The organism is Bacillus sp. L381, assembly GCF_030284525.1.
Taxonomy (GTDB): Bacteria; Bacillota; Bacilli; order Bacillales; family Bacillaceae; genus Bacillus; species Bacillus amyloliquefaciens.
The window spans coordinates 1870590-1893356 of sequence record NZ_CP127224.1 but is presented as its reverse complement, the minus strand read 5'-3'; the positions used below and the strand labels follow the sequence as shown (position 1 = coordinate 1893356).

The following is a 22767-nucleotide window of genomic DNA, read 5'->3' as shown; positions in this document are numbered from 1 at the left end:
TAAAAAAGCCCGAGGCTTCGTTTTGAAGCCCGGGTTTTATTGATATTGTTCAAGTTTGGAGAAAAATTGAATGACAAAATGATAGAAATCATTCGCAGATGGAGCCAGTTCTCTGTTTTTTGGTTTAATAATGCCTACGGTGCGCTTCACTTGAGGAAATTCAATGGGAATTTTGACCGTGAACCGAGGTGTGATTTCTGCAAAAGTGCTTTCAGGTAAAAGAGTAACTCCCATACCGGCGGAGACTAATCCTTTAATGGCATCTAAATCCTCGCCCTCCGTGGATACTAGCGGCGCAAAGCCGGCTTGTCTGCAAGCGTCAATTGCCATGTTGCGGAGAATAAATCCTTCAGGGAATAAAACAAATTGGTCGCCGCGCAGATCAATTAAATGGATATTTTTCTGTTTTGCAAGCGGATGATGCAGCGGAACAAGCGCGTAAATCTTTTCCGTGAATAAGATATTGCCTGTTATGTCGGGAAATTCCGTCGGAACGGGGCCGAGCAGCGCCGCATCTATATCCCTGTTTCTTACGGCTTCAATTAAAAACTTATAAGACCCTTGGCGGAGCAAAAACTCGACATTCGGGTATTCCTCTTTAAATGCCGAAATCACCGTCGGTAATAGCTGGCTCGCAAGGCTCGTCGGAAATCCTATTTTGACGGTTCCGCGATTCGGGTCAAGATATTCATCGATTTGTTCCTTCGCGTAATCAATTGCTTTCATTGCCGTTTTAACATGTTCTAAAAATTGTTTGCCGATCGGTGTTAATTTAATATTTCTGCCTTCCCGTTCAAATAAATTGACCTTCAGCTCTTCTTCAAGATTTGCAATCTGCCTGCTGATGGCGGATTGTGCGACATGCAGATGATCAGCCGCTTCTGACACATGTTCCCGTTCTGCTACCTCCATAAAATACCGAAGCTGGCGTAATTCCATTGCGCTCACACCTATCTATCTCATTTTGAGATGTATTTGATCTAAATTATATATTGTTTATATTGTTTTGAAAACTTACAATTAATTTAAAGTTGTCAGATTTTATGACCGATAATTAACGGAAACTGATCGGGGGAGAGAAATTATGACTTACAATCAAATGCCGAAAGCACAAGGTCTCTACCGTCCGGAATTTGAGCATGATGCATGCGGAATCGGCTTGTATGCCCATTTAAAAGGGAAACCTTCACATGACATTGTCAAAAAAGGACTGCAGATGCTTTGCCAGCTGGATCACAGAGGAGGGCAGGGCAGTGACCCGAATACGGGTGACGGCGCCGGTCTGATGGTTCAGATCCCTGATGCTTTTTTCAAGACAGAGTGCGGAGAAATGAAGCTGCCGGAAAAAGGCCGTTACGGGGTAGGAATGGTCTTTTTCTCGCAAAATGAAGAAGAAAGAAAAAAGATAGAAAAACAGGTAAATGCATTCATTGAGCAGGAAGGACAGACCGTTCTCGGCTGGAGAACCGTCCCTGTTAATGTCGGAAAAATCGGAACAGTGGCACAAAGTACTTGCCCTTATGTTCGCCAAGTATTCATCGGTGCCGCAAACGATTTGCAGGACAGCCTAGCTTTTGAACGCAAACTGTATGTCATCCGGAAACAGGCGGAAAATTGGGGCGTTCAAGAACAGCTTGATTTTTACTTCGCAAGCCTGTCAAGCCAGACTATTGTTTATAAGGGTTTGTTAACGCCTGAGCAGGTTGACGCATTTTATTTGGATTTGCAGGATGAGACATTCGTATCTGCATTTTCACTCGTGCATTCACGGTTCAGCACAAATACCTTTCCTACCTGGGAACGGGCCCATCCGAACCGCTATCTGATCCATAACGGAGAAATCAATACGCTCCGGGGCAATATCAATTGGATGAGAGCGAGAGAGCAGCAATTTGTTTCAGAAAGCTTCGGAGACGATCTTCAAAAAGTGCTGCCGATTTTGAATGCCGAGGGCAGTGACTCATCCATCCTTGATAACGCGTTTGAATTTTTCGTGATGGCAGGGCGGAAGCCGGCACATACGGCAATGATGCTGATTCCGGAACCATGGACGGAAAACACTCACATGTCTAAAGCGAAACGGGCTTTTTATGAATATCACAGCTCTTTAATGGAGCCGTGGGACGGACCGACCGCCATTTCGTTTACGGACGGAAAACAAATCGGCGCCATCCTTGACCGTAACGGCCTGCGCCCGGCACGTTACTATGTAACAAAAGATGACCATATTATTTTCTCATCTGAGGTCGGTGTTATTGAAGTAGAGCAGGAGAACATTCTTCATAAAAAACGCCTGGAACCCGGGAAAATGCTGCTCATTGACTTAGAGGAAGGCCGGATTATTTCAGATGAAGAAGTGAAAACAGAAATCGCCAATGAATTCCCGTATCAAAAATGGCTTGAAGAAGAATTGGTTCAAGTGAATCCTGATCCAGAAATTCGGGAAGAAGAACAATTTGATGATCTTCTCGTCCGTCAAAAAGCGTTCGGCTATACGTATGAAGATATTCAGAAATATTTAATTCCTGTTATTAAAGAAGGCAAGGACCCGCTCGGCTCCATGGGAAACGACGCGCCGCTCGCCGTTTTATCCGACCGCGCCCAATCACTGTTTCATTACTTTAAACAGCTGTTTGCGCAAGTCACAAACCCGCCGATTGACGCGATCCGTGAGCAGCTTGTGACGTCTACGGTAACCTGGCTGGGAGCTGAAGGCGATTTGCTGCATCCGAATGAAAGAAATGCACGCCGCATAAAACTGTACACACCTGTATTATCAAATGAACAGTTTAATGCGCTGAAAACACTTGTGCATCCTGATATTAAGAGCCAAAACATCCGCACGCTGTTTTCCGATGACCTTGAGAAAGGCCTGAAGGATTTGTTTCAGCAGGCGGAAAAAGCGATCAAGCAAGGCGTATCTCTGTTAATTTTATCTGACAGAGCAATGAGTAAAGAATTGACGCCGATTCCGCCGCTTTTGGCTGTCAGTGCGCTGCATCAGCATTTGATCCGCCAAGGCTTGCGTACAAAAGCAAGCATTATCGTTGAATCAGGCGAAGCGCGTGAAGTACATCACTTTGCGGCTCTCATCGGATATGGGGCCGATGCTGTCAACCCGTATTTGACTTACGCTACGTATAAGCAGGAAATCGATGAAGGCCGGCTTGACATTCCGTATGAAGAAGCTGTCAGCAAATACGGAAAAAGTGTGACAGAAGGCGTCGTGAAAGTGATGTCAAAAATGGGGATTTCAACTGTGCAAAGTTACAGAGGCGCGCAAATTTTTGAAGCGGTCGGCATTGGTGAAGATGTGATCGCCAAATACTTTACAGGGACTGCATCTCAGCTTGGCGGAATCGATATCGAAACCATCGCGCAAGAAGCGAAACAGCGCCATCAAGCGGCATACAAGGATGATTACAGCCAAACGCTTGAGCCGGGAAGTGAATTCCAATGGCGAAACGGGGGAGAGCATCACGCTTTCAATCCGAAAACCATCCATACTCTGCAATGGGCGTGCCGCAAGAATGATTACAGCCTGTTTAAGCAGTATTCTCATGCAGCGGATGAAGAACGAATCGGATTTTTACGCAATCTGTTCGCCTTCCAAGAAGACCGCAAACCTTTGAAATTAGAAGAAGTTGAATCAGCTGCGTCCATCGTGAAACGTTTTAAAACAGGTGCGATGTCATTCGGTTCATTAAGCAAGGAAGCCCACGAGGCTTTGGCGATAGCGATGAACCGGCTTGGCGGAAAAAGCAACAGCGGAGAAGGCGGCGAAGACCCGAAACGTTTTGTTCCTGATGAAAATGGTGACGACAGAAGAAGTGCGATTAAACAGATCGCATCCGGCCGTTTCGGGGTAAAGAGCCATTATCTCGTCAATGCGGATGAATTGCAGATCAAAATGGCGCAAGGAGCGAAGCCGGGAGAAGGCGGCCAGCTTCCGGGCAACAAAGTATACCCTTGGGTCGCGGATGTCCGCGGTTCTACCCCTGGTGTCGGGCTGATTTCACCGCCTCCTCACCATGACATCTATTCAATTGAAGATCTGGCGCAGCTGATCCATGATTTGAAAAATGCCAATCGAAACGCGCGAATCAGTGTCAAGCTCGTATCAAAAGCCGGCGTCGGCACTATTGCAGCCGGTGTGGCAAAAGGCACCGCAGATGTCATCGTCATCAGCGGATACGATGGCGGAACGGGTGCTTCCCCGAAAACGAGTATTAAACATACCGGTCTCCCGTGGGAGCTGGGTCTTGCAGAAGCTCATCAAACGCTGATGCTGAATGGTTTACGGGATCGCGTGGTATTGGAAACGGACGGTAAGCTGATGACAGGGCGTGATGTCGTGATGGCCGCCTTGCTCGGTGCGGAGGAATTCGGCTTTGCGACAGCGCCGCTCGTCGTTCTCGGCTGCGTCATGATGCGCGCCTGCCATTTAGACACATGTCCTGTAGGGGTCGCGACGCAAAATCCGGAGCTTCGCAAAAAATTCATGGGCGATCCTGACCATATCGTAAACTACATGCTGTTTGTCGCGGAAGAAGTGCGTGAATATATGGCGCAGTTAGGGTTTAAAACACTTGATGAAATGATCGGCCGTACTGACGTTCTTCATGTCAGTGAACGTGCAAAAGCGCATTGGAAAGCGGGGCAGCTTGATTTATCCACGCTGCTGTATCAGCCTGAAGGCATTCGCACTTTCCGCACGGCGCAAAACCATAAAATTGATCAGTCGCTTGATATGACGGATATTCTTCCGGCAGTGCAGGCTGCAATTGAAGCCGGTCAGGAAGCGGAAGCTGACATCAAGATCAATAATACCAATCGCGTAGCCGGAACCGTGACGGGAAGCGAAATTTCTAAACGCTACGGAGCGGAAGGGCTGCCGGATGATACGATCAGACTTCATTTCACAGGATCAGCAGGCCAGAGTTTCGGGGCATTTGTCCCTAAAGGGATGACGCTTCATTTGAACGGTGATTCAAATGACTACGTAGGAAAAGGGCTGTCAGGCGGAAAAATTATCGTAAAAGCACCTGATGCCTTCAATTGTGAAACGCATGATAACGTTATTATCGGGAACGTCGCCTTTTACGGCGCAACAAGCGGAGAAGCGTACATTAACGGGCGTGCCGGTGAACGTTTTGCAGTCCGCAACAGCGGTGTCAATGTCGTTGTTGAAGGTATCGGGGACCACGGCTGTGAATACATGACAGGCGGCCGGGTTGTCATCCTCGGTGAAGTCGGCAAAAACTTCGGAGCGGGGATGTCAGGCGGTATCGCATACGTCCTCTGTGATGATGCCAAGGCATTTAAACGCAAATGCAACACAGAAATGATTTCATTTGAAAAACTGACGGATGAGACGGAGATCAAAGAAGTGAAAGAAATGGTGAAACGGCATTCGGCGCTGACAAACAGCAAAAAAGCAGCAGGTCTTCTGGACAATTGGGAAGAAGCCGTACAAACCTTTATCAAAGTCATTCCGAAAAACTATAAACAAATGCTCCTCAGCATCGAAGAACAAAAAGCGGCGGGTTTATCAGAAGAAGACGCAATTATGTATGCTTTTGAAGCCAATACAAAGGCTCACCAAACGCCGGCCAAAGATCAAAAACAAGCGGTAGTGCAGTAAGAAAGGGGAGAGGAACATGGGGAAACCAACTGGATTCATGGAAGAAAAACGAGAAAAACCGGCTGAGCGGGACCCTCTCACTCGCTTAAAAGATTGGAAAGAATATTCGGCTCCATTTTCAGATGAAGCGTCAAAGCGGCAGGGGTCACGGTGTATGGATTGCGGCACACCGTTTTGCCAAATTGGTGCTGATATCAACGGTTTTACATCCGGGTGCCCGATTTACAATCTGATACCGGAATGGAATGATCTCGTCTATCGGGGGCGCTGGAAAGAAGCATTGGAGCGTCTTCTGAAAACGAATAACTTTCCTGAATTCACAGGGCGGGTCTGTCCCGCTCCTTGTGAAGGATCTTGTACGCTGGCCATTTCAGATCCGGCTGTTTCAATTAAAAACATCGAGCGGACGATCATTGACAAAGGTTTTGAAAACGGATGGATTCAGCCGAGAATTCCTGCGAAACGCACAGGAAAAAAAGTCGCAATCGTCGGTTCAGGCCCGGCAGGTCTGGCAAGCGCTGATCAGCTGAACCAAGCGGGTCATTCCGTGACGGTCTATGAGCGTGCTGACAGAGCCGGCGGCCTGCTGATGTACGGCATTCCGAGCATGAAGCTCGAGAAAAATGTCGTCGAACGCCGGATTAAGCTTTTGACGCAGGAAGGCATAGATTTCGTGACAAATACCGAAATCGGCGTTGACATAACCGCTGATGAGCTCAAAGAACAATTTGATGCCGTCATTTTGTGCACAGGCGCCCAAAAACAGCGCAATCTGCTGATTGAAGGCCGGGACGCAAAAGGCGTTCATTACGCAATGGACTATTTAACACTGGCGACGAAAAGCTATTTAGATTCTAATTTCAAAGATAAACAATTTATAGACGCTAAAGGGAAAGATGTCATCGTGATCGGCGGCGGGGATACAGGAGCTGACTGCGTGGCAACCGCCCTGCGCCAAAAAGCGCGCAGTGTGCACCAGTTCGGAAAACATCCTAAGCTTCCGCAGACGCGCACGAACGACAATATGTGGCCTGAACAGCCGCACGTCTTTACCCTTGAATACGCCTATGAAGAAGCGCAGGCAAAGTTCGGCAAAGACCCGAGAGAATATTCAATTCAGACGACAAAAATGGTGGCCGATAAACAGGGCCGCTTAAAAGAGATTCACACGGTTCAAATGGAAAAAGTCAGAAATGAATTCGGAAAGTACGAGTTTCATGAACTGCCGGGAACGGAAAAAGTATGGCCTGCTCAGCTGGTGTTCATCGCCATCGGTTTTGAAGGAACTGAACAGCCATTATTGAAACAATTCGGTGTCGATTCGGCAAATCATAAAATTCAGGCAGCATACGGGGATTATAAAACAAATGTTGACGGTGTTTTCGCCGCAGGGGATGCGAGAAGGGGTCAAAGCCTGATTGTTTGGGCGATTAATGAAGGCCGGGAAGCAGCGCGCGAAGTCGACAGTTATTTAATGGGGAGCACTGTTTTACCGTAAACAAAGGGGATTATTTATAAAACCGGCTGGAATCAGCCGGTTTTTTGCATTGAAACGAAACCTCTTTCTTCCTGCATTGGTCATATAAGGTAACACAATGGAAATGGAGGATAACAAATGGAATTTCAGTTTTACAGCTTGGAGAGATTATTTTCATAGAAATCAATCAGCAGTCAGAGAACTGAACTGTAAACATGATCAGCTCTCTAAAACTGAGCGCCGCGTTATTTGTTCTTCAGTTCAGCAGTTTCAAATCGGGGAAAGTTCAGAAGGCCTGTATTTGATAGCTGCTGCTAAACGTTTCTTAAAGGATTGTACTGACAAAAGTTATCTGGAAGCGCTGATTTTATTTATTCAGGAAGAACAAAGGCATGCGGGTGAATTGGAAATATTCATGAATCGGCACAATATCCCCAAGCTGAAAAAGCATTGGGTTGATCAAGTCTTCCGCAGACTGAGACGATTTTCAAGCCTTGAGCAGTCGATCATGGTGCTGCTGACAGCGGAAATTATCGCCGCCGTTTATTATGACGCCTTAAAAAACGTGACTGGCTCCGTGTGTCTGGAGTCGATTTGTGAGCAGATTTTAATTGATGAAGAAAAACATATTGAATTTCAAGCGGAAGCTCTGCGCCAGCTTGGCCGGCGCCGCTTAAAGATCACCAACATGTTTGCTGTGCTTTCCCGTTTTATTTTATTAACGTGCACTTTACCCGTCGTGTGGCTGTACCATCGAAAAGTTTTAAAAGCCGGGGGAAAACACTTTTTTATTTATTTGAAAGAAACATATCAAGAATATGTCAGAGCGGAAAGACTTATAAACAAAAAAGAGAACGGAAGGGTCCGCTCCTCTTTTTAGACATCTATACGAAAGCCGATATTGCCGAACTGCCGTCCGTCTCGGATTCTGTTAAAAGCTCCGGCTGCTTCTTTGAGAGGATACATACGGTCGATAATGGGACGGATGCCGTAGCGTTTTATCAATTCCAGCATTTCCGCGAATTCCTCATTGCTTCCCATTGAGGTTCCGAGAATATGAATCTGCGGAAAAAACAGCGAGCGAATAGGAAATTCGAGCTGATCGCCTGAACTGGCACCGAATGTTATGATCCGGCCGTTCGGTTTCATAATGTCAAGATAGTGTTGAAATAAAGCAGGGCCTACACCGTCAAGTATGATATCTGCTTTTTCGCCATTCAGCGTTTCATTCCAGTCACCGTAACTGTCAATTGCCCGGTCTGCACCGTATGTCAGCGCGGTTTGTTTTTTATTTTCACTGCGGGAGGTGACGCTGACTGTCGCTCCGATTGCTTTTGCCATTAATAAGGCGTATGTTGCCACGCCGCTTCCGATTCCCGGAAGAATCAGATGTTCGCCCTTTTTCAATTTTCCTTTTGTAAACAAGGCCCGATACGCGGTTAATGCCGATAACGGCAGTACGCCTGCTTCCTCCCATGTGAGGTGTTCGGGTTTTAAAACGGCATTTTCCGCAGGAACGATGACATAAGGTGAAAATGTTCCGTCGCTCGGTCCGCCTAAAATATCAGGGACGTCTGGTGCGTCCTCAACTGTCTTCCAATTCAGCACCGGGTTTATGATGACTTCTGAATGTAATAAATGAGAACGGACGCCGTGTCCTATTTCAGTTACGATTCCCGCGCCGTCTGAGCCGAGAATAAATTCACGGCTTCCAGTTCCGTGTTTTTTCATTAAAAACAAATCGCGATGATTTAATCCGGCTGTTTTCAACTTTATTTTTACTTCTCCGTTTCCCGGACGTTTGTTTGGTGTCTCCCTGAAATCAAAGCTATTTTCGTGTATGATAAGGGCATCCATAATTCATTTCTCCTTTATGATTGATGAGAAAAATTTTACAGGCTGTATCAGCTGCAGTAAATCGATGAAAATTGATAGCAGGCTATCAATAAAAATCATAACAAGAAGGTGCCCATACATGGAAAGCGGAGATTTAAAGGTTTTTCAGGCTGTTGCCCGCAAAGGCAGTATTTCAAAGGCTGCCGAGAGTCTGCATTATGTTCAATCAAATGTGACAAACCGAATTCAGCAGCTGGAACGGCATTTGCAAACACAGCTGTTTTACCGGACGAATCGGGGAATGACGCTGACACCAGCAGGTGAAAGCTTATTAAAAGACGCAGACAGAATTCTGCATCTGCTGCATGAGGCGCAAAAAACAGCGCAAGAGGCCGGCAATCCGAACGGCCCGCTCCGAATCGGTTCTCTTGAAACGGCGGCGGCCGTCCATCTCCCTCAATTTTTTACGGAGTATTGCAAACGTTATCCGAAAGTTCAGCTGTCCCTGTCAACCGGTGATACACATGCCTTGGTGCAGCGCGTCTTGCTTTATGAGCTGGACGGCGCTTTTGTTTATGGGCCGGTCGAACATGAAGACCTTAAGCAAATCGCTGTATTTCAAGAAGAGTTGGCCTTGGTCTCAAACACGCGGGAAGGAAGCTTGCCGGACTTGCTGCGAGAGCCGATTTTGTTTTTTGCGGCGGGCTGTTCGCACCGCCGTAAAATAAAAAACATATTGAAAGAAGAGGCAGTGCCTGTACATAAAATCATTGAATTCGGGACGTTGGAAACCATTATTAGTGCGGTGCAAGCGGGGATGGGAGTTTCCTTTTTGCCTGCTTCATCCGTCCGTTATTTTCAAACCCGGGAAAATCTTTTTCTTCATCAGCTCCCTGAACGTTTTCGGGAGATGAATATATCATTCATTTACCGGTGTGATTTATTTTAGACACCGGCGTTTGAAGAACTTCTGAATGGATTAAAAGCATTACCGAACGGAAGGTGAGAAAACCGGAAAGCTGTATACGCTAACCTTATCTTTATCGATATTTTTCAAAAAAACTTTCTTTTTCCGGAAATTTATGTATAATTAAAGAAAGTTTTTCTGATAAAAAATCTGCAATGATAAGGACATGAGCTATTTTAACCGGCATACAGAGAGGGAGGGCACGGCTGAGACCTTCCCGGCACGAAGAATGGACTTACCGCCTTTTGAGCTGTATCGGTGAACGAAAGCAGCCGATACCGTATAGCCGCGTTACGGCAAAAATGAGCCGCCGCTTGAAGTGGCGGGAATTTGGGTGGAACCGCGGGTCTGACACACACTCGTCCCTTGCTTTGGGATGAGTGTGTGTTTTTATTTTTATATTTGAAAAATGGCAATGATAAGGACATGAGTCATTCTAACCGGCAATACAGAGAGGGAGGGCGCGGCTGAGACCTTCCCGGCACGAAGAATGAGCTTACCGCCTTTTGAGCTGTATCGGTGAACGAAAGCAGCCGATACCGTATAGCCGCGTTACGGCAAAAATGAGCCGCCGCTTGAAGTGGCGGGAATTTGGGTGGAACCGCGGGTCTGACACACACTCGTCCCTTGCTTTGGGATGAGTGTGTTTTTATTTTTATCAAAAATAAAGGAGAGATCAGACCGTGAAGAAACTACACATTGTAATTACTTTTCCTGACGGGAAACAAAAAGAATACGAGAAAGGTATCACGTTAGAAGAGATTGCCCAATCAATCAGTCCGGGTTTGAAAAAGACATCAGCCGCCGGCAAGGTAAACGGATCGTTATATGACCTTAGAAGAAGCATCCATGAGGACGCTGAAATTGAACTGTGCAGCTTTCAGTCTGAAGAAGGACTTGAAGTGATGAGACACACAGCAGCGCACGTATTGGCGCAAGCTGTAAAACGTCTGTATCCGAAGGTCTGTTTAGGAATCGGTCCCGTTATAGAAAATGGGTTTTATTATGATTTTGATATGAAGGATACGATTACTGAAAAAGATTTGTCCGCCATTGAGAAAGAAATGAACCAGATTATTTCAGAAAATCCGAAAATCACTAGAGAAGAAATTTCCAGAGAAGAGGCAGAGCAGCTGTTTGCGCACGATCCGCTGAAGCTCGAGCTTTTAGCAGATATTCCGCAGACTGATACAGTCAGTATATACCGTCAGAGCGAATTCATGGATTTATGCCGGGGACCGCACTTGGCGTCTGCAGGACAGATAAAAGCTTTTTCGCTCACTCATGTATCAGGGGCTTATTGGCGCGGCGACAGCAATCAAAAAATGATGCAGCGAATCTATGGGAAGGCCTTTGCTTCAAAAAAGGAGCTGAACAGGCATTTTCAGCTGTTGAAAGAGGCGGAGAAGAGAAATCATCGAAAATTGGGAGCGGAATTACAACTTTTTATGTTTTCAGAAGAAGCGCCGGGTATGCCTTTTTATCTGCCGAACGGTCAGTTCATCCGAAATACGCTTGAATCATTTCTGCGTTCAAAGCAGGATGCCTATCATTATCAGGAAGTGCGCACCCCTATGATGATGAATCAGCGTCTGTGGGAGCAATCCGGCCATTGGGATCATTATAAAGAGAATATGTATTTCTCTGAAGCCGATCATCAGCGCTTCGCGTTAAAGCCGATGAACTGCCCCGGCCACATGCTCATATTTAAAGAAAGGCTTCGTTCTTATCGTGAACTTCCGATTCGGATAGCTGAGTTCGGCCAGGTGCACCGTCACGAATTCAGCGGGGCGCTCAATGGCCTGCTCCGCGTCAGATCTTTCTGCCAGGATGACGCACACATTTTTGTAACGCCGGATCAGATCGAGAGTGAAATCGCTTCAGTGCTGCAGCTGATTCACGAGGTGTACACCGCATTTGGTTTTTCCTATGATATTGAGCTGTCAACGAGATCGGAAGATTACATGGGAAGCGAACACTGGTGGGACCGGGCTGAGAGCGCATTAGAAAGAGTATTAAAAGAACAGGGATATGATTTTCGGTTTAACCAGGGGGATGGCGCATTTTACGGACCGAAAATTGATATTCATATAAAAGATGCGCTGAACCGAAGCCATCAATGCGCCACTGTCCAGCTGGATTTTCAAATGCCGGAGAAATTTGATTTAACATATATTGATGAAAAAAACCAAAAAGTGCGTCCTGTTGTCATTCACCGGGCAGTTTTCGGATCCCTCGACAGATTCCTCGGAATCATTACCGAACATTACGGGGGAGCGTTCCCTTTATGGCTCGCTCCGGTACAGGCAAAAATCATCCCCGTGTCAAACACCGCACACCGGGACTGCGCAGAACAGGTGCACCTGCAAATGAAGAAAGCGGGTATCCGGGCTGAGCTTGATCAGCGGGATGAAAAACTCGGCTATAAAATCAGAGAAGCACAAATGAAAAAAATACCGTATATTGCTGTTGTGGGGGATAATGAGTGCCGTCATCAAACTGTACACATAAGACAATACGGGCGGGAAGACACATTTGAAGAGAGTGTGAGTGATTTTGTTTCCCGGATCATAAATGAAACAAAACAAGAGATTCAAGTAAATCGACATTGACATATCGCAAAATCACGATATAATAAAACGTATGAAACCTATTGATGTTTTTAAAGCGTTGTCTAATGAGTCACGGCTTGAGATTTTACAATGGCTGAAAGAGCCGGACCGTCATTTCGCCCCGCATGATGGCATTGATATGAATGAGATCGGAGTATGTGTGAGTCAGATCACCGATAAGCTTCAGATGACACAGTCAACGGCGTCTCAATATCTTTCCATCCTTCAGCGGGCGGGCCTTATCCAAACAAAACGGATTGGCAAATACACCTATTATAAAAGAGATGAAGAAGCGATAAAGGCGATGGCCGATTATTTTCAGCGCGAAATGTAGGGCTGAATCCTTTAGAAAAGGGATTCAGTTTTCTTTTCCAACATTACATCGACATATTGCGATTTGTTTCTTTAATATATTATATCGATATATTCCAATATATCTTTATATAAAACATCTATGAAGGAGTGTGTCATGTGGAAAATACATGGAAGGTTTATATTTTGGCGATTATCAGCTTTTTAGTGGGGACGTCTGAATATGTGATATCCGGGGTGCTTGATAAAATTGCAGGTTCCTTGGGAGTCACTGTAGCAGCGGCAGGGCAGCTGATTACGATTTTTTCGCTCGTTTATGCAATCGGAACGCCCGTCATAATGGCTCTTACAGCAAGGCTGGACAGAAGGAAGCTCATGATCTATGCTCTTGGACTGTTTGTTATCGGGAATATAAGTTCGTTTCTTGTGCAGGGATACGGCTTATTTGCTGCAGCTCGGGTGATCATGGCGCTTGGAGCGGGAACTGTGGTGGTCACCGCGCTTACGATCGCAGCAAAAATCGCTCCTCCGGGAAAGCAGGCAAGCTCTCTCGCGACAGTCATTATGGGATTTACGGCAGCGCTTATTATCGGTGTGCCGATCGGAAGAACCGTGTCGGAAGCTTTTGGCTGGAAGATGGTCTTCGCCGGTATTGCGGCAATCGGAGTCATTGCCATGCTTATTATACGTTTCGCTTTGCCTGAGATAAAAGGAGATAAACCCGTGCCGCTCATCAAGCAATTCTCTCTCTTAAAGAAACGAAAGGTGGCTGTCGGCCTGGCTATCACGTTTTTTTGGCTCGGAGGCTATTCAGTTGCGTATACGTACCTTTCTCCGTATTTACTGAACGTCACTCATATCGGCAGCGGAATGCTGAGTACATTGCTGCTTATTTTCGGTGTCGCAAGTCTTGCCGGTTCTAAAGCCGGCGGTTTCAGCGCAGACAGATGGGGGGCGCGTGTCACATTAACCGGCGGAATGACGCTTCATGCTATCATGCTCATGTTATTGCCGTTTGTTACACATTCTGCTGCCGGAGCAGCGGCCGTGCTTATATTTTGGTCCTTCGCCGCCTGGTCATCAGGGCCTGCCCAGCAGTATCATTTGGCAACGATGGAGCCTGAATCCTCGGGGGTATTACTTGGCCTTAACCAATCTGTGATGCAGCTGGCTATGGCGGCGGGGGCAGGAATCGGAGGCATTGTTGTCACTCATCTGTCTCTTGCGTCAGTGACATGGATCGGAGCAGCCGGTGTTGTCATTGCGATGTGCAGCGTGCTTTCGCTTGCATCGTTAACATCTGAAAAAACTTCATCTGAATACAGCGCAGAATAAACAAAAGCCTCATTTCTCAGCTTGAGAAACGAGGCTTTTTGTCTTGTTATTTTTCACATTTTTTCAGGTTTACACCGATTGCGGCTCCGTTTCGGCTTGAGTCAGCAACTCCGGTGAAGGTGCCGTTCTCACGGTCGATTAGTATGCTTTGCACGTTTCCGATATCAACCGGACTTGCGCCGAATTTATGCCCCATTTCGTTCAGTTTTGTGCGGGCTTCTTCCGGCACTCCTTCTTCATATCGATAGGATGTCATGCTGTTTGTGTAAATTCTCGGCTCTTCGACCGCCGCTTTCAGATCCATGCCATATTCGACTTTGTTTAGGATCGTTTGCAGAACGGAAGAGATAATCGTTGCTCCGCCGGGGGAGCCGACAGTCAGGACAGGTTCGTTATTTTTGAATAAAATGGTCGGGGTCATGCTGCTGAGCGGACGTTTATTCGGCTGCACTTCATTTGCGCCGCCCGGCACCGCATCGAAGTCTGTTAATTCATTGTTCAAAACAACACCGTATCCGGGAACCATAATGCCGGAACCGAACAGCTGTTCAATCGTTGTCGTGTAAGATACGACATTTCCGAAGCGATCGGCTACCGTGAAGTGAGTCGTTTGGCCTTCTTGTTTGTCAGTCGGCTGCTCCACTTGTTTATAGTTTGCAGAACCTTCTTGATAGGCCCAAGGATCGCCGGCTTTCGGTTTTTTATTCACTTTATTAATATCTATCAGCTGTCTGCGGGCATTGATATAATCTTGATTCAAGAGACCTTTGAGAGGCACGTTGACGAACTCGGGATCCCCGGCAAATGCGGCTCGGTCAGCATAAGCTAAATGCATTGTTTCAGCGAGAAGCTGATATTTTTGCCAAGAACGGATATCATATTGAGAAAGCTTAAAATCATCCAGGAGGTTCAGCATTTGTAACAGGAAAACACCGCCGGAACTTGGAGGAGGAGCAGTCGCGATATGATAGCCCTGATAATCGCCCCAAATCGGCTCGTCAATCGTTACGTTGAAGTTTTTAATATCCTTTTCTGTCATTGAGCCGCCGAATTCCTGCACTGTTTCCGCAAGCTTTTTTGTGAATGCCCCGTCGTAGAATGCTTTTGTGCCTTTATACTTAATGGCAGTGAATGTTTTGGCTAAGTCTTTTTGGACGAGTGTGTCTCCTTCTTTCAGAGGTTCTCCGTTCGGAAGAAACACGTCTTTTGCAGCAGTGTGTGATAATTTGTCTTTATAATCTGAGATGGCATCAGCTAAAACCGAATCAATCGGAAAGCCCTTTGAGGCAAGTGCAATGGAAGGGGTGATGAGTTGTTTCATGGAGCGTGTGCCCCACTTGTCGAGCGCTTTTTCAAGACCTTTTAATGTTCCCGGAACACCGACGGCAGTCCCTTTTGTAACCCGTTCGGAGAAAGGAATGGCTTTGCCGTTTTCGTCAAGGAACATATCCGGTGTTGCGCCTGCCGGTGCGCGTTCCCGGCTGTCGATAATGGTGGTGTCTTTTGTCTTCGCATCATAAACCATCATAAATCCGCCGCCGCCGATTCCTGACATCATCGGTTCAGTAACGTTTAATGCGAATTGAATGGCAACCGCAGCGTCAATTGCATTGCCGCCTTTTTTCAGCACGTCAGCACCGATTTGTGAAGCTAGAGGATGGGCGGTGGCGACCATGCCGTCTTTGCCGACATCCACCTGTTTGTAGTCATCATAGGAAAACGGGTGTTTCTTAGCCTGAGCGTGATAAGGGATGCTGCCGGCCGTGAGCAAAGCACTGAGCAGAACGATAAAGCAGAGATTCATAAACTTTTTCTTTTTCATAGTCTGCCTCCTTTGTTTTCCGCTTACAATTATAGAGTAAGTAAAATGTGGTGTTTTCACAAGTGACAAACGGAATAGTCCGGTGTGCAAAAAGTCAGGGTTTCTGTGTGAATGTAATCAGTCGGGAATGGGATAAATGGGAAACCGGACAGTAAAAGCTGTGAAACAAGCATAAAGACAAAAAATAAGCTACAATAAACAAAACAGAATTCACTCACATGACATATGAAAGGAACGTGAGCCATGTATTTAACCATTAAAGAGACAGCGGAGTTTACCAATCTTCCTGAAGAATATGTGCATAATCTTGTTTTGACGAATAAAATAAGGGCCGTCCATGACGGACAGCAATATTTAATCAACAAGGAACAATTTCACACCCATCTCGAACAGCTGGAAAAATATAAGGAAATGATGCAGGAGTTTTTAAATGAACCGCTCCCTGAAGATATTGATGTAAAAGATGAAGATTAGGACACAATTTCATATTGTGTCTTTTTTTTCGGTTGTTCTCAAAAAACGGATGCTCAGATTTCGTTTTAAGGGCATTGTTTTTATTATTTAATACCATGTGTATCTATTTGGTTAAAATCACGTCACGGGGGTAAAAATGGTGTTTTTGAGGACCGTGCTGAAAAGACGTATCTTTTTCTTCTTATGTAACACTATGTATATTATGTTACATAAGAGGCTTTATCCTTTATCATTCAATGGGTTTCGGCTATAATAGTAACATAATGCTCAATATGTTACTTTACCATTTATAAGGGGTTTTTTGATGCACATCGTACAGCCGATCCGAAGTTTGGAGAAGATCCAGGAAGTCAAACAGTATTTAAAGAAGAAAAGTGAACGTGATTATTTTTTATTTATTTTCGGCATGAACAGTGCACTGAGGATTTCTGACGTACTGCCGCTTCGTGTGAGAGATGTCAGGAACAAAGATCATGTCTGGGCAACCGAAAGCAAAACGAGAAAGAAAAGAAAAATTCTGATATTGGAGTCTCTAAAGGCAGACATATACGCTTACACAAAAGACATGAAAGAGAATGACTATTTGTTTAAATCGAAACGGACGAACAAGCCCATTTCCCGGATTCAGGCATACAGAATTTTAAAAGAAGCGGCTTCTGCGTGCGGATTGGAGGAAATCGGGACGCATACGCTGAGAAAGACGTTCGGGTACCATTTTTATCAGCGGACGAAAGATATTGCTGAACTCCAGCGGATATTAAACCATTCTTCTCCGTCTATTACGATGCGTTATATCGGAATAGATGAAGATACGACGAGAGCCGCCTATAAAGTATTCGGAGGACTGTAGGCTTGAAAAAAACACCCGTCAGCGTTACTATAATAGAAGCAGGCTCTAGTAGCACAGCGGATAGTGCAGCAGTTTCCTAAACTGCAGGTCGGGAGTTCGAATCTCTCCTAGAGCGTTTTTGGCATAAGATAGGTGCAGATTAATAATATCAGCAAAACAGAAAAACCCTTGTGTAACAAGGTTTTTTGTCGTTTTTATAAGTTTTTTATTTGTGTAAGAACCCGCTGAAAAACGATGTGAATTTACTTTGTTTTCACATTATTTTCACATTAAAAGCCCGCTTTACAGCGGGCTTTTCTTATATAACAGCATCAAATTGATTGACTTTCCAAACGTTGTTTTCTTTTACGAATGTAACGTCGCGTTTTGCTGACGGAGAGCCGTCAAGAGTCGGTACAGTGAAGCGGTATGTTTGGACGCTTCCTTTTTTAGAAAGAAGGGTCATTTTGGCTTTTTTCCAATTCAGGAGGTTATCTCCGTCGCCGATCGGAACAGCCAATTTGCCGTCTTTTACAGTGAAGTGGTAATCTTTGAGCCCTTTATCAATCGCTTGCTTTGTAAATGCGGGTGTCAGGTATTTTACGGCTTTCACTTTTGTTCCGAGCTCTTTGCACATGAACACATATTGCATATTTTGATATTCGAACTGTTTAGATGTACAGTTTGTGTTTGATTTAAGCGCGCCTCCGCTCATCGTGTTCCAGAAATGTTCTCTTGCTGACAGAGCCAGCTGCAGTGCCTGTTTTTGTGTAAGGTCATTAGGTGTATTTTTTGCAGTCGCCGCTGTGCCCAGTGACAGAATCAAAGTAATAGTAGTGAGGAATAATAGCCATTTTTTCATGATATGATCTCTCCTTCAAATCTCTTTCTCTTATGTTACAAATGTTACAATAATTACGATTAGATTACAATACCTTTTCAGAAATATTTTCCGTACTTTTTATTTTTATGATTGATTTCCTGTAAGACGCAAGAAAAAGATAAAGAGTTTCATTGAACAAAAGGTTTTTACAATCTGTCTGCTGAATAATAAAATGGAACAAAATCAAAAAAGGAGTCCTACATATGGAAGTACAAGATAATCTGGAGACAGCGGAAGGCCGCGGCCAATCTGTCTGGCGATCGATGTCACTGTTTTTAGTGCCGCTGCTTTTAAGTAATGTATTGCAATCTGTCGGCCAATTGGTCGGAATGGTATTCGTCGGAAGGTGGCTCGGAGTCGATGCGCTTGCCGCCGTATCATCTTTTTTTCCGCTGTTTTTTCTGCTGATCTCCTTTACGATCGGAATCGGTTCAGGAAGTTCCATTCTGATCGGGCAGGCTTACGGCGCGAAAAACGAAGAGAGGATGAAGGCGATTGTCGGCACGACACTGACTTTTACCTTTATGCTCGGGATTGTGCTGGCAGTTGTCGGCAGTGTGTTTACACTTGATATTTTACGGCTGATGGGAACGCCGGAAAATGTAATAGATGTCAGTGTCCGATATGCGCGCATTTTGTTTTGCGCAATGCCGCTGATGTTTTTATATTTTGCTTATACGACATTTTTACGCGGAACGGGAGATTCAAAGACCCCGTTTTATACGTTAATCGTCAGTACAGTCATTAACATCGGGCTATTGCCGTTATTGATTCTCGGGCTTTTCGGGCTTCCGAAGTTCGGCATTTACGGATCGGCGTACGCAACGGTGATTTCAAACATCGTGACATTTATCGTACTCATGGTTTATTTGAGGAAAAAGAAGCATCCATTGGCATTTGACCGGGCTGCTCTCCGCTCTCTTAAAATGGACAAAAAGCTGCTTGCGCTTTTACTGCGGCTCGGTATTCCGTCGAGCATCAATATGATTCTCGTATCACTTTCTGAAATCGCGGTCATCTCTTTTGTCAATCATTACGGATCAAACGCGACGGCGGCTTACGGGGTCGTCAACCAAGTGGCGAGTTATGTGCAGATGCCGGCGGTAAGCCTCGGTATCGCCGTTTCAATTTTTGCCGCCCAGTCCATAGGGGCTAATCAATTCGGCCGGCTGAAACAGGTCATCAAAGTAGGCATCGGCCTGAATTATTTGATCGGCGGGGTATTGATTCTGCTGATCTACACCTTCACCCGGCAGATACTGGCCTTATTTTTAACAGATCAGGATACACTCCATATTGCCCGCAATCTTATTATGATTACACTTTGGAGCTATTTGATTTTCGGTCACGCTCAGATTGTTTCAGCGACAATGCGGGCGAGCGGTACGGTGTTATGGCCGACGATTATCAGCATTTTTACAATTTGGGGAATTGAAGTGCCTGTCGCCTTTATTCTTTCTCATTACACAACACTCGGTATTCTCGGCATTTGGGTCGGTTATCCGGCGGCTTTCGTCGTCAGCCTGCTGCTGCAATACGGGTATTACCGATTTGTATGGAAGAAAAAGCAGATTAGCCGGCTGATTCAATAAGGTTTTACAGCACATCGCTCAGTTCATACGGGCGATGTTTTTTTAGAGAAGGAAAATGAGTTTAGAAAATGGAATTCCTATACATGCTAGAAAACAAGGAAAGGGCAGGTGCTTATGAAGATTGAATATACGACTTATTTAGGGGTTTCAGCCGTAAAAGCGGAGACTGACCAGGCTGAATGTATCATTGTGCCGGAATGGGGCTCAAATGTCATATCGATTCGGGATAAAAGAACAGGTATGCGGCTTCTGAGAGAACCGGAAACTGCGGAACAATTCCGTGAAACACCTATTCTGTACGGTATTCCCGTTTTATTCCCGCCGAACCGGATTACAGACGGGACGTTTCGTTTTGACGGCCGCACATATCAATTTGAGATAAATGAAGAGGATAAACATAATCATATTCACGGCTTTCTTTACAATCAGCATTGGAAGTTGGCGGCTGCGAAAGAAGAGGGGGATGAATTGACAGTCGAAACAGAAATTGACCTTTCAAAGATTCCCCGTGTCCATAAACAATTTCCGCACGATGTTATTGTGCGGATGACATATACATTAAAAGACAATGTCTTTACCCAGCGGGCGCTGATTATCAATAAGGGAACGGAGGCTTTTCCGTGGGGGCTCGGCTATCACTCCTCATTTGTTTTTAATGAAGAGCGGGCACGCCTTTTTCTGACGGCTGACCGCATGTGGGAATTAAATGAACGTTTCGTGCCCACGGGCCGTTTATTGGATGTTCCTGATAAAGAAGCGTTCCGTAGGGGGATGTCTTTGAAAAATAAGCAATTTGATGATGTTTTTCTTTCTTCCGGACGGAATGGCGGCAATAACGAAGCGGTTATTTATCATCCGGATGAGCAGATATCTGTTTTGTATGAGGCAGATATGTCTTTCAAGCATTGGGTGGTATTTAACGGTGATGGTAAGCAAGGGTTTGTCAGTCTCGAGCCCTATACTTCCGTCACAGATGCGTTTAATCTGAATCAGCCTGCATCACTGACAGGGCTTCAGATTCTGAAACCGGGCGAAGAAGCGGCTGCGACATCCCGGATCACCATTTTGCATGACGAAGAATAGGAAAGAGGCGGGATAATATTGAAAACATATGTCAAACGCTTGAGCGCGGTGATTCTGCTTTTGATCATAGCCGCAGTTCCTTATATTGATGATTCCGCCAAAGCGGCCGAACAAAAAAATGCTTTGCAAAAAGAGCTGCAACAAATTCTGAATGAAGAGCCTGCTTTAAAAGGCGCTGCAGCGGGTGTCAGTATACGCTCAGCAAAAACGGGAGAGGTGCTGTTCGCAAGCGGGGAAGATATGCGGCTGAGGCCCGCATCACTGATGAAGCTGCTGACGGCATCTGCGGCGCTTTCTGTGCTCGGAGAAGATTACAGGTTTAAGACAGAAGTACGGGCAGACGGCGCCGTGAAAGGAAAACAGCTGCACGGAAACCTTTATCTGAGAGGAAAAGGCGATCCGACTCTATTGGCTTCTGATTTTGAGAAGATGGCAAAACAGGTCAGAGAAAGGGGCATCCGTGTCATTAAAGGAGAACTGATCGGGGATGATTCGTGGTATGACGATACCAGGTATTCAGTTGATCTTCCGTGGAGCGATGAAGGCCAATACTATGGCGCGCAAGTATCAGCTCTTACCGCTTCCCCAAACGAGGATTATGATACCGGAACGGTGATGGCGGAAATCAGCCCGGCAAAACAGCCCGGTAAAAAACCGCGTATTTCGATCTCCCCCAATACGGACGTCGTTCGCGTGAAAAATGAAGTGGAAACCGTCGCTTCTGATGAAAAGAAAGATTTGACGATTGAACGGGAGCATGGAGGCAATGTGATTACAGTAAAGGGAACCATACCGGCGGGCGCGGCAAAGGCAAAAGAATGGACTGCAGTGTGGGATCCGTCGTCCTATGCTTTAGACTTATGGAAACAAGCGCTTAAAAAACAGGGGATCACAGTAAAAGGGAAGGTCAAAACCGGACGCATGCCGCAGCACACCAAGCTAGTCACATCACGGACATCCATGCCTCTTTCAGAATTATTGATTCCGTTTATGAAACTGAGCAACAACGGCCACGCCGAAATTCTGATCAAGGAAATGGGAAAAGTAAAAAAAGGCGAGGGCAGCTGGGAAAAGGGCTTAGATGTGATGAAATCAGAGCTGAAATCGTTCGGGCTTAATCCGGATGAATTGATTGCAAGAGACGGATCCGGCGTTTCTCATGTTGACGGTGTATCCGCCGGCCAAATCGGAGAGCTTTTGTATGCGGTTCAAAAAGAAAAGTGGTACCCGGCTTTCCTTCGTTCACTCCCTGTCGCCGGGGCGAGTGACAGAATGACGGGAGGCACCCTTCGGAATCGGCTGAAGGATACTCCGGCAGAAGGCAAAATTAAAGCGAAAACCGGTTCATTAACATCAGTCAGTTCGATAGCCGGCTATGCAGATACAAAAACAGGAGATACTCTTATTTTTTCCGTGCTTCAAAATGGGCTGCTAGACGAAGATGACGGAAAAGACATTGAAGACAAAATCGCAGTCGTGCTGGCAAATCAATAAGAAAGCCGATCCTTACAGGATCCGGCTTTTTTAATGGAGAACGAAATCTGTGAAACATTATATTGCTTGTCTGTGCAGAATGTATTTCTCCTGCCGACAGTGCCGATTTATCAAGCTTGCCGTTCAGGGCCAAGGGCATGCTGTCTAAACCGATAATATGAGACGGCATCATATAAGCCGGGAGCTCCTGCATGATAGACTGGCAAAGTAATGAGATATCGGTCACTTTAGGAACGATGTATGCCGCTAATCGTCCTTGTCCTTCGGCATCCTTCATCACGGTAACAGCCGCTTCTTTAACGTGATCGTGATTCAAAAGCACCTTTCAATTTCTCCCGTCTCAATTCTGTATCCTCTGATTTTCACCTGCTTATCAATCCGCCCTTAACGGCAGGCCTGATCTCCGG

Annotated in this window: 17 protein-coding genes, 1 tRNA gene and 1 other annotated feature; of the genes, 13 read left to right on the top strand and 5 right to left on the bottom strand. The window is 45.8% G+C overall.

Annotation, left to right across the window (positions count from 1 at the left end):
• Positions 1-36: 36 nt before the first annotated feature.
• Entirely contained in the window at positions 37-939 is a 903-nt protein-coding gene (gene gltC / locus QRX25_RS09180) for a glutamate biosynthesis transcriptional regulator GltC (RefSeq protein WP_212101546.1), read from the bottom strand.
• A 145-nt stretch (positions 940-1084) separates the two neighbouring features.
• On the opposite strand from gltC, the gene gltB reads away from it, so the two are divergent.
• The 3 genes from gltB to QRX25_RS09165 all read left to right on the top strand — a co-directional run bounded on the left by gltB (position 1085) and on the right by QRX25_RS09165 (position 8001).
• Positions 1085-5644, top strand: coding sequence for a glutamate synthase large subunit (gene gltB / locus QRX25_RS09175; RefSeq protein ID WP_212101543.1), 4560 nt, complete (start codon positions 1085-1087; stop codon positions 5642-5644).
• A 16-nt stretch (positions 5645-5660) separates the two neighbouring features.
• On the top strand, positions 5661-7142 hold the full coding sequence (gene gltD / locus QRX25_RS09170) for a glutamate synthase small subunit (RefSeq protein ID WP_014470321.1): 1482 nt from the start codon (positions 5661-5663) through the stop codon (positions 7140-7142).
• 97 nt (positions 7143-7239) lie between these two features.
• On the top strand, positions 7240-8001 hold the full coding sequence (locus QRX25_RS09165; RefSeq protein WP_249199311.1) for a hypothetical protein: 762 nt from the start codon (positions 7240-7242) through the stop codon (positions 7999-8001).
• On the opposite strand, the gene QRX25_RS09160 is transcribed toward QRX25_RS09165, so the two are convergent.
• The gene (locus QRX25_RS09160) at positions 7998-8978 is read right to left on the bottom strand and encodes a zinc-binding dehydrogenase (RefSeq protein ID WP_212101541.1); all 981 of its coding nucleotides are present in this window, start codon (positions 8976-8978) and stop codon (positions 7998-8000) included. The genes QRX25_RS09165 and QRX25_RS09160 overlap by 4 nt on opposite strands.
• A gap of 118 nt (positions 8979-9096) precedes the next feature.
• Here QRX25_RS09160 and QRX25_RS09155 point away from each other — a divergent pair, with 118 nt between their 5' ends.
• The 4 genes from QRX25_RS09155 (at position 9097) to QRX25_RS09140 (ending at position 14183) form a co-directional block, all read left to right on the top strand.
• Positions 9097-9906 (top strand): LysR family transcriptional regulator, encoded by an 810-nt coding sequence (locus QRX25_RS09155; RefSeq protein ID WP_212101538.1) that lies wholly within the window; start codon positions 9097-9099, stop codon positions 9904-9906.
• A gap of 424 nt (positions 9907-10330) precedes the next feature.
• Positions 10331-10555, top strand: a binding site (T-box leader).
• A 52-nt stretch (positions 10556-10607) separates the two neighbouring features.
• Positions 10608-12536: a threonine--tRNA ligase gene (gene thrS / locus QRX25_RS09150; RefSeq protein WP_212101536.1), complete on the top strand. Its 1929-nt coding sequence runs from the start codon at positions 10608-10610 to the stop codon at positions 12534-12536.
• 31 nt (positions 12537-12567) lie between these two features.
• Positions 12568-12870, top strand: coding sequence for an ArsR/SmtB family transcription factor (locus QRX25_RS09145; RefSeq protein ID WP_007407355.1), 303 nt, complete (start codon positions 12568-12570; stop codon positions 12868-12870).
• Positions 12871-13007: 137 nt separating this feature from the next.
• Positions 13008-14183 carry an MFS transporter gene (locus tag QRX25_RS09140; protein ID WP_212101533.1) on the top strand — a complete coding sequence of 392 codons (1176 nt, stop codon included), beginning with the start codon at positions 13008-13010 and terminating at the stop codon, positions 14181-14183.
• Between the two features lie 46 nt (positions 14184-14229).
• Here the strand turns inward: QRX25_RS09140 and ggt are convergent, their stop codons facing one another.
• Entirely contained in the window at positions 14230-16005 is a 1776-nt protein-coding gene (gene ggt / locus QRX25_RS09135) for a gamma-glutamyltransferase (protein ID WP_212101530.1), read from the bottom strand.
• A 243-nt stretch (positions 16006-16248) separates the two neighbouring features.
• On the opposite strand from ggt, the gene QRX25_RS09130 reads away from it, so the two are divergent.
• The 3 genes from QRX25_RS09130 to QRX25_RS09120 all read left to right on the top strand — a co-directional run bounded on the left by QRX25_RS09130 (position 16249) and on the right by QRX25_RS09120 (position 17444).
• The gene (locus tag QRX25_RS09130) at positions 16249-16479 is read left to right on the top strand and encodes an excisionase family DNA-binding protein (RefSeq protein WP_065981621.1); all 231 of its coding nucleotides are present in this window, start codon (positions 16249-16251) and stop codon (positions 16477-16479) included.
• 304 nt (positions 16480-16783) lie between these two features.
• Positions 16784-17329 carry a site-specific integrase gene (locus QRX25_RS09125; protein ID WP_212101527.1) on the top strand — a complete coding sequence of 182 codons (546 nt, stop codon included), beginning with the start codon at positions 16784-16786 and terminating at the stop codon, positions 17327-17329.
• 42 nt (positions 17330-17371) lie between these two features.
• Positions 17372-17444 (top strand) — tRNA-Arg (locus QRX25_RS09120).
• Positions 17445-17627: 183 nt separating this feature from the next.
• On the opposite strand, the gene QRX25_RS09115 is transcribed toward QRX25_RS09120, so the two are convergent.
• Complete coding sequence (locus QRX25_RS09115; protein ID WP_212101524.1) at positions 17628-18170, bottom strand: DL-endopeptidase inhibitor IseA; 543 nt, start codon at positions 18168-18170, stop codon at positions 17628-17630.
• Positions 18171-18394: 224 nt separating this feature from the next.
• On the opposite strand from QRX25_RS09115, the gene QRX25_RS09110 reads away from it, so the two are divergent.
• From QRX25_RS09110 to dacB, 3 genes are all read left to right on the top strand, one after another.
• Entirely contained in the window at positions 18395-19783 is a 1389-nt protein-coding gene (locus tag QRX25_RS09110; protein WP_212101521.1) for an MATE family efflux transporter, read from the top strand.
• 114 nt (positions 19784-19897) lie between these two features.
• A complete protein-coding gene (locus tag QRX25_RS09105; RefSeq protein ID WP_212101519.1) occupies positions 19898-20866 on the top strand; it encodes an aldose 1-epimerase in 969 nt (322 codons plus the stop codon).
• Between the two features lie 18 nt (positions 20867-20884).
• On the top strand, positions 20885-22360 hold the full coding sequence (gene dacB, locus QRX25_RS09100) for a D-alanyl-D-alanine carboxypeptidase/D-alanyl-D-alanine endopeptidase (RefSeq protein ID WP_212101516.1): 1476 nt from the start codon (positions 20885-20887) through the stop codon (positions 22358-22360).
• Here dacB and QRX25_RS09095 read toward each other — a convergent pair.
• Positions 22269-22637, bottom strand: a complete 369-nt coding sequence (locus QRX25_RS09095) for a hypothetical protein (protein ID WP_249199328.1) — start codon at positions 22635-22637, stop codon at positions 22269-22271. The two genes, dacB and QRX25_RS09095, sit on opposite strands and share 92 nt — an antisense overlap.
• Between the last annotated feature and the right edge of the window lie 130 nt (positions 22638-22767).

Bases quoted from the DNA above. Each gene is read 5' to 3' on its own strand.
- QRX25_RS09110 (WP_212101521.1), top strand. From the start codon at position 18,395: ATGGAAGTACAAGATAATCTGGAGACAGCGGAAGGCCGCGGCCAATCT.
- gltD (WP_014470321.1), top strand. From the start codon at position 5,661: ATGGGGAAACCAACTGGATTCATGGAAGAAAAACGAGAAAAACCGGCT.
- QRX25_RS09130 (WP_065981621.1), top strand. From the start codon at position 16,249: ATGTATTTAACCATTAAAGAGACAGCGGAGTTTACCAATCTTCCTGAA.
- ggt (WP_212101530.1), bottom strand. From the start codon at position 16,005: ATGAAAAAGAAAAAGTTTATGAATCTCTGCTTTATCGTTCTGCTCAGT.
- QRX25_RS09155 (WP_212101538.1), top strand. From the start codon at position 9,097: ATGGAAAGCGGAGATTTAAAGGTTTTTCAGGCTGTTGCCCGCAAAGGC.
- gltB (WP_212101543.1), top strand. From the start codon at position 1,085: ATGACTTACAATCAAATGCCGAAAGCACAAGGTCTCTACCGTCCGGAA.
- QRX25_RS09160 (WP_212101541.1), bottom strand. From the start codon at position 8,978: ATGGATGCCCTTATCATACACGAAAATAGCTTTGATTTCAGGGAGACA.
- QRX25_RS09115 (WP_212101524.1), bottom strand. From the start codon at position 18,170: ATGAAAAAATGGCTATTATTCCTCACTACTATTACTTTGATTCTGTCA.
- QRX25_RS09165 (WP_249199311.1), top strand. From the start codon at position 7,240: ATGGAAATGGAGGATAACAAATGGAATTTCAGTTTTACAGCTTGGAGA.
- QRX25_RS09105 (WP_212101519.1), top strand. From the start codon at position 19,898: ATGAAGATTGAATATACGACTTATTTAGGGGTTTCAGCCGTAAAAGCG.
- QRX25_RS09095 (WP_249199328.1), bottom strand. From the start codon at position 22,637: ATGAAGGATGCCGAAGGACAAGGACGATTAGCGGCATACATCGTTCCT.
- QRX25_RS09145 (WP_007407355.1), top strand. From the start codon at position 12,568: ATGAAACCTATTGATGTTTTTAAAGCGTTGTCTAATGAGTCACGGCTT.
- gltC (WP_212101546.1), bottom strand. From the start codon at position 939: ATGGAATTACGCCAGCTTCGGTATTTTATGGAGGTAGCAGAACGGGAA.
- QRX25_RS09125 (WP_212101527.1), top strand. From the start codon at position 16,784: ATGCACATCGTACAGCCGATCCGAAGTTTGGAGAAGATCCAGGAAGTC.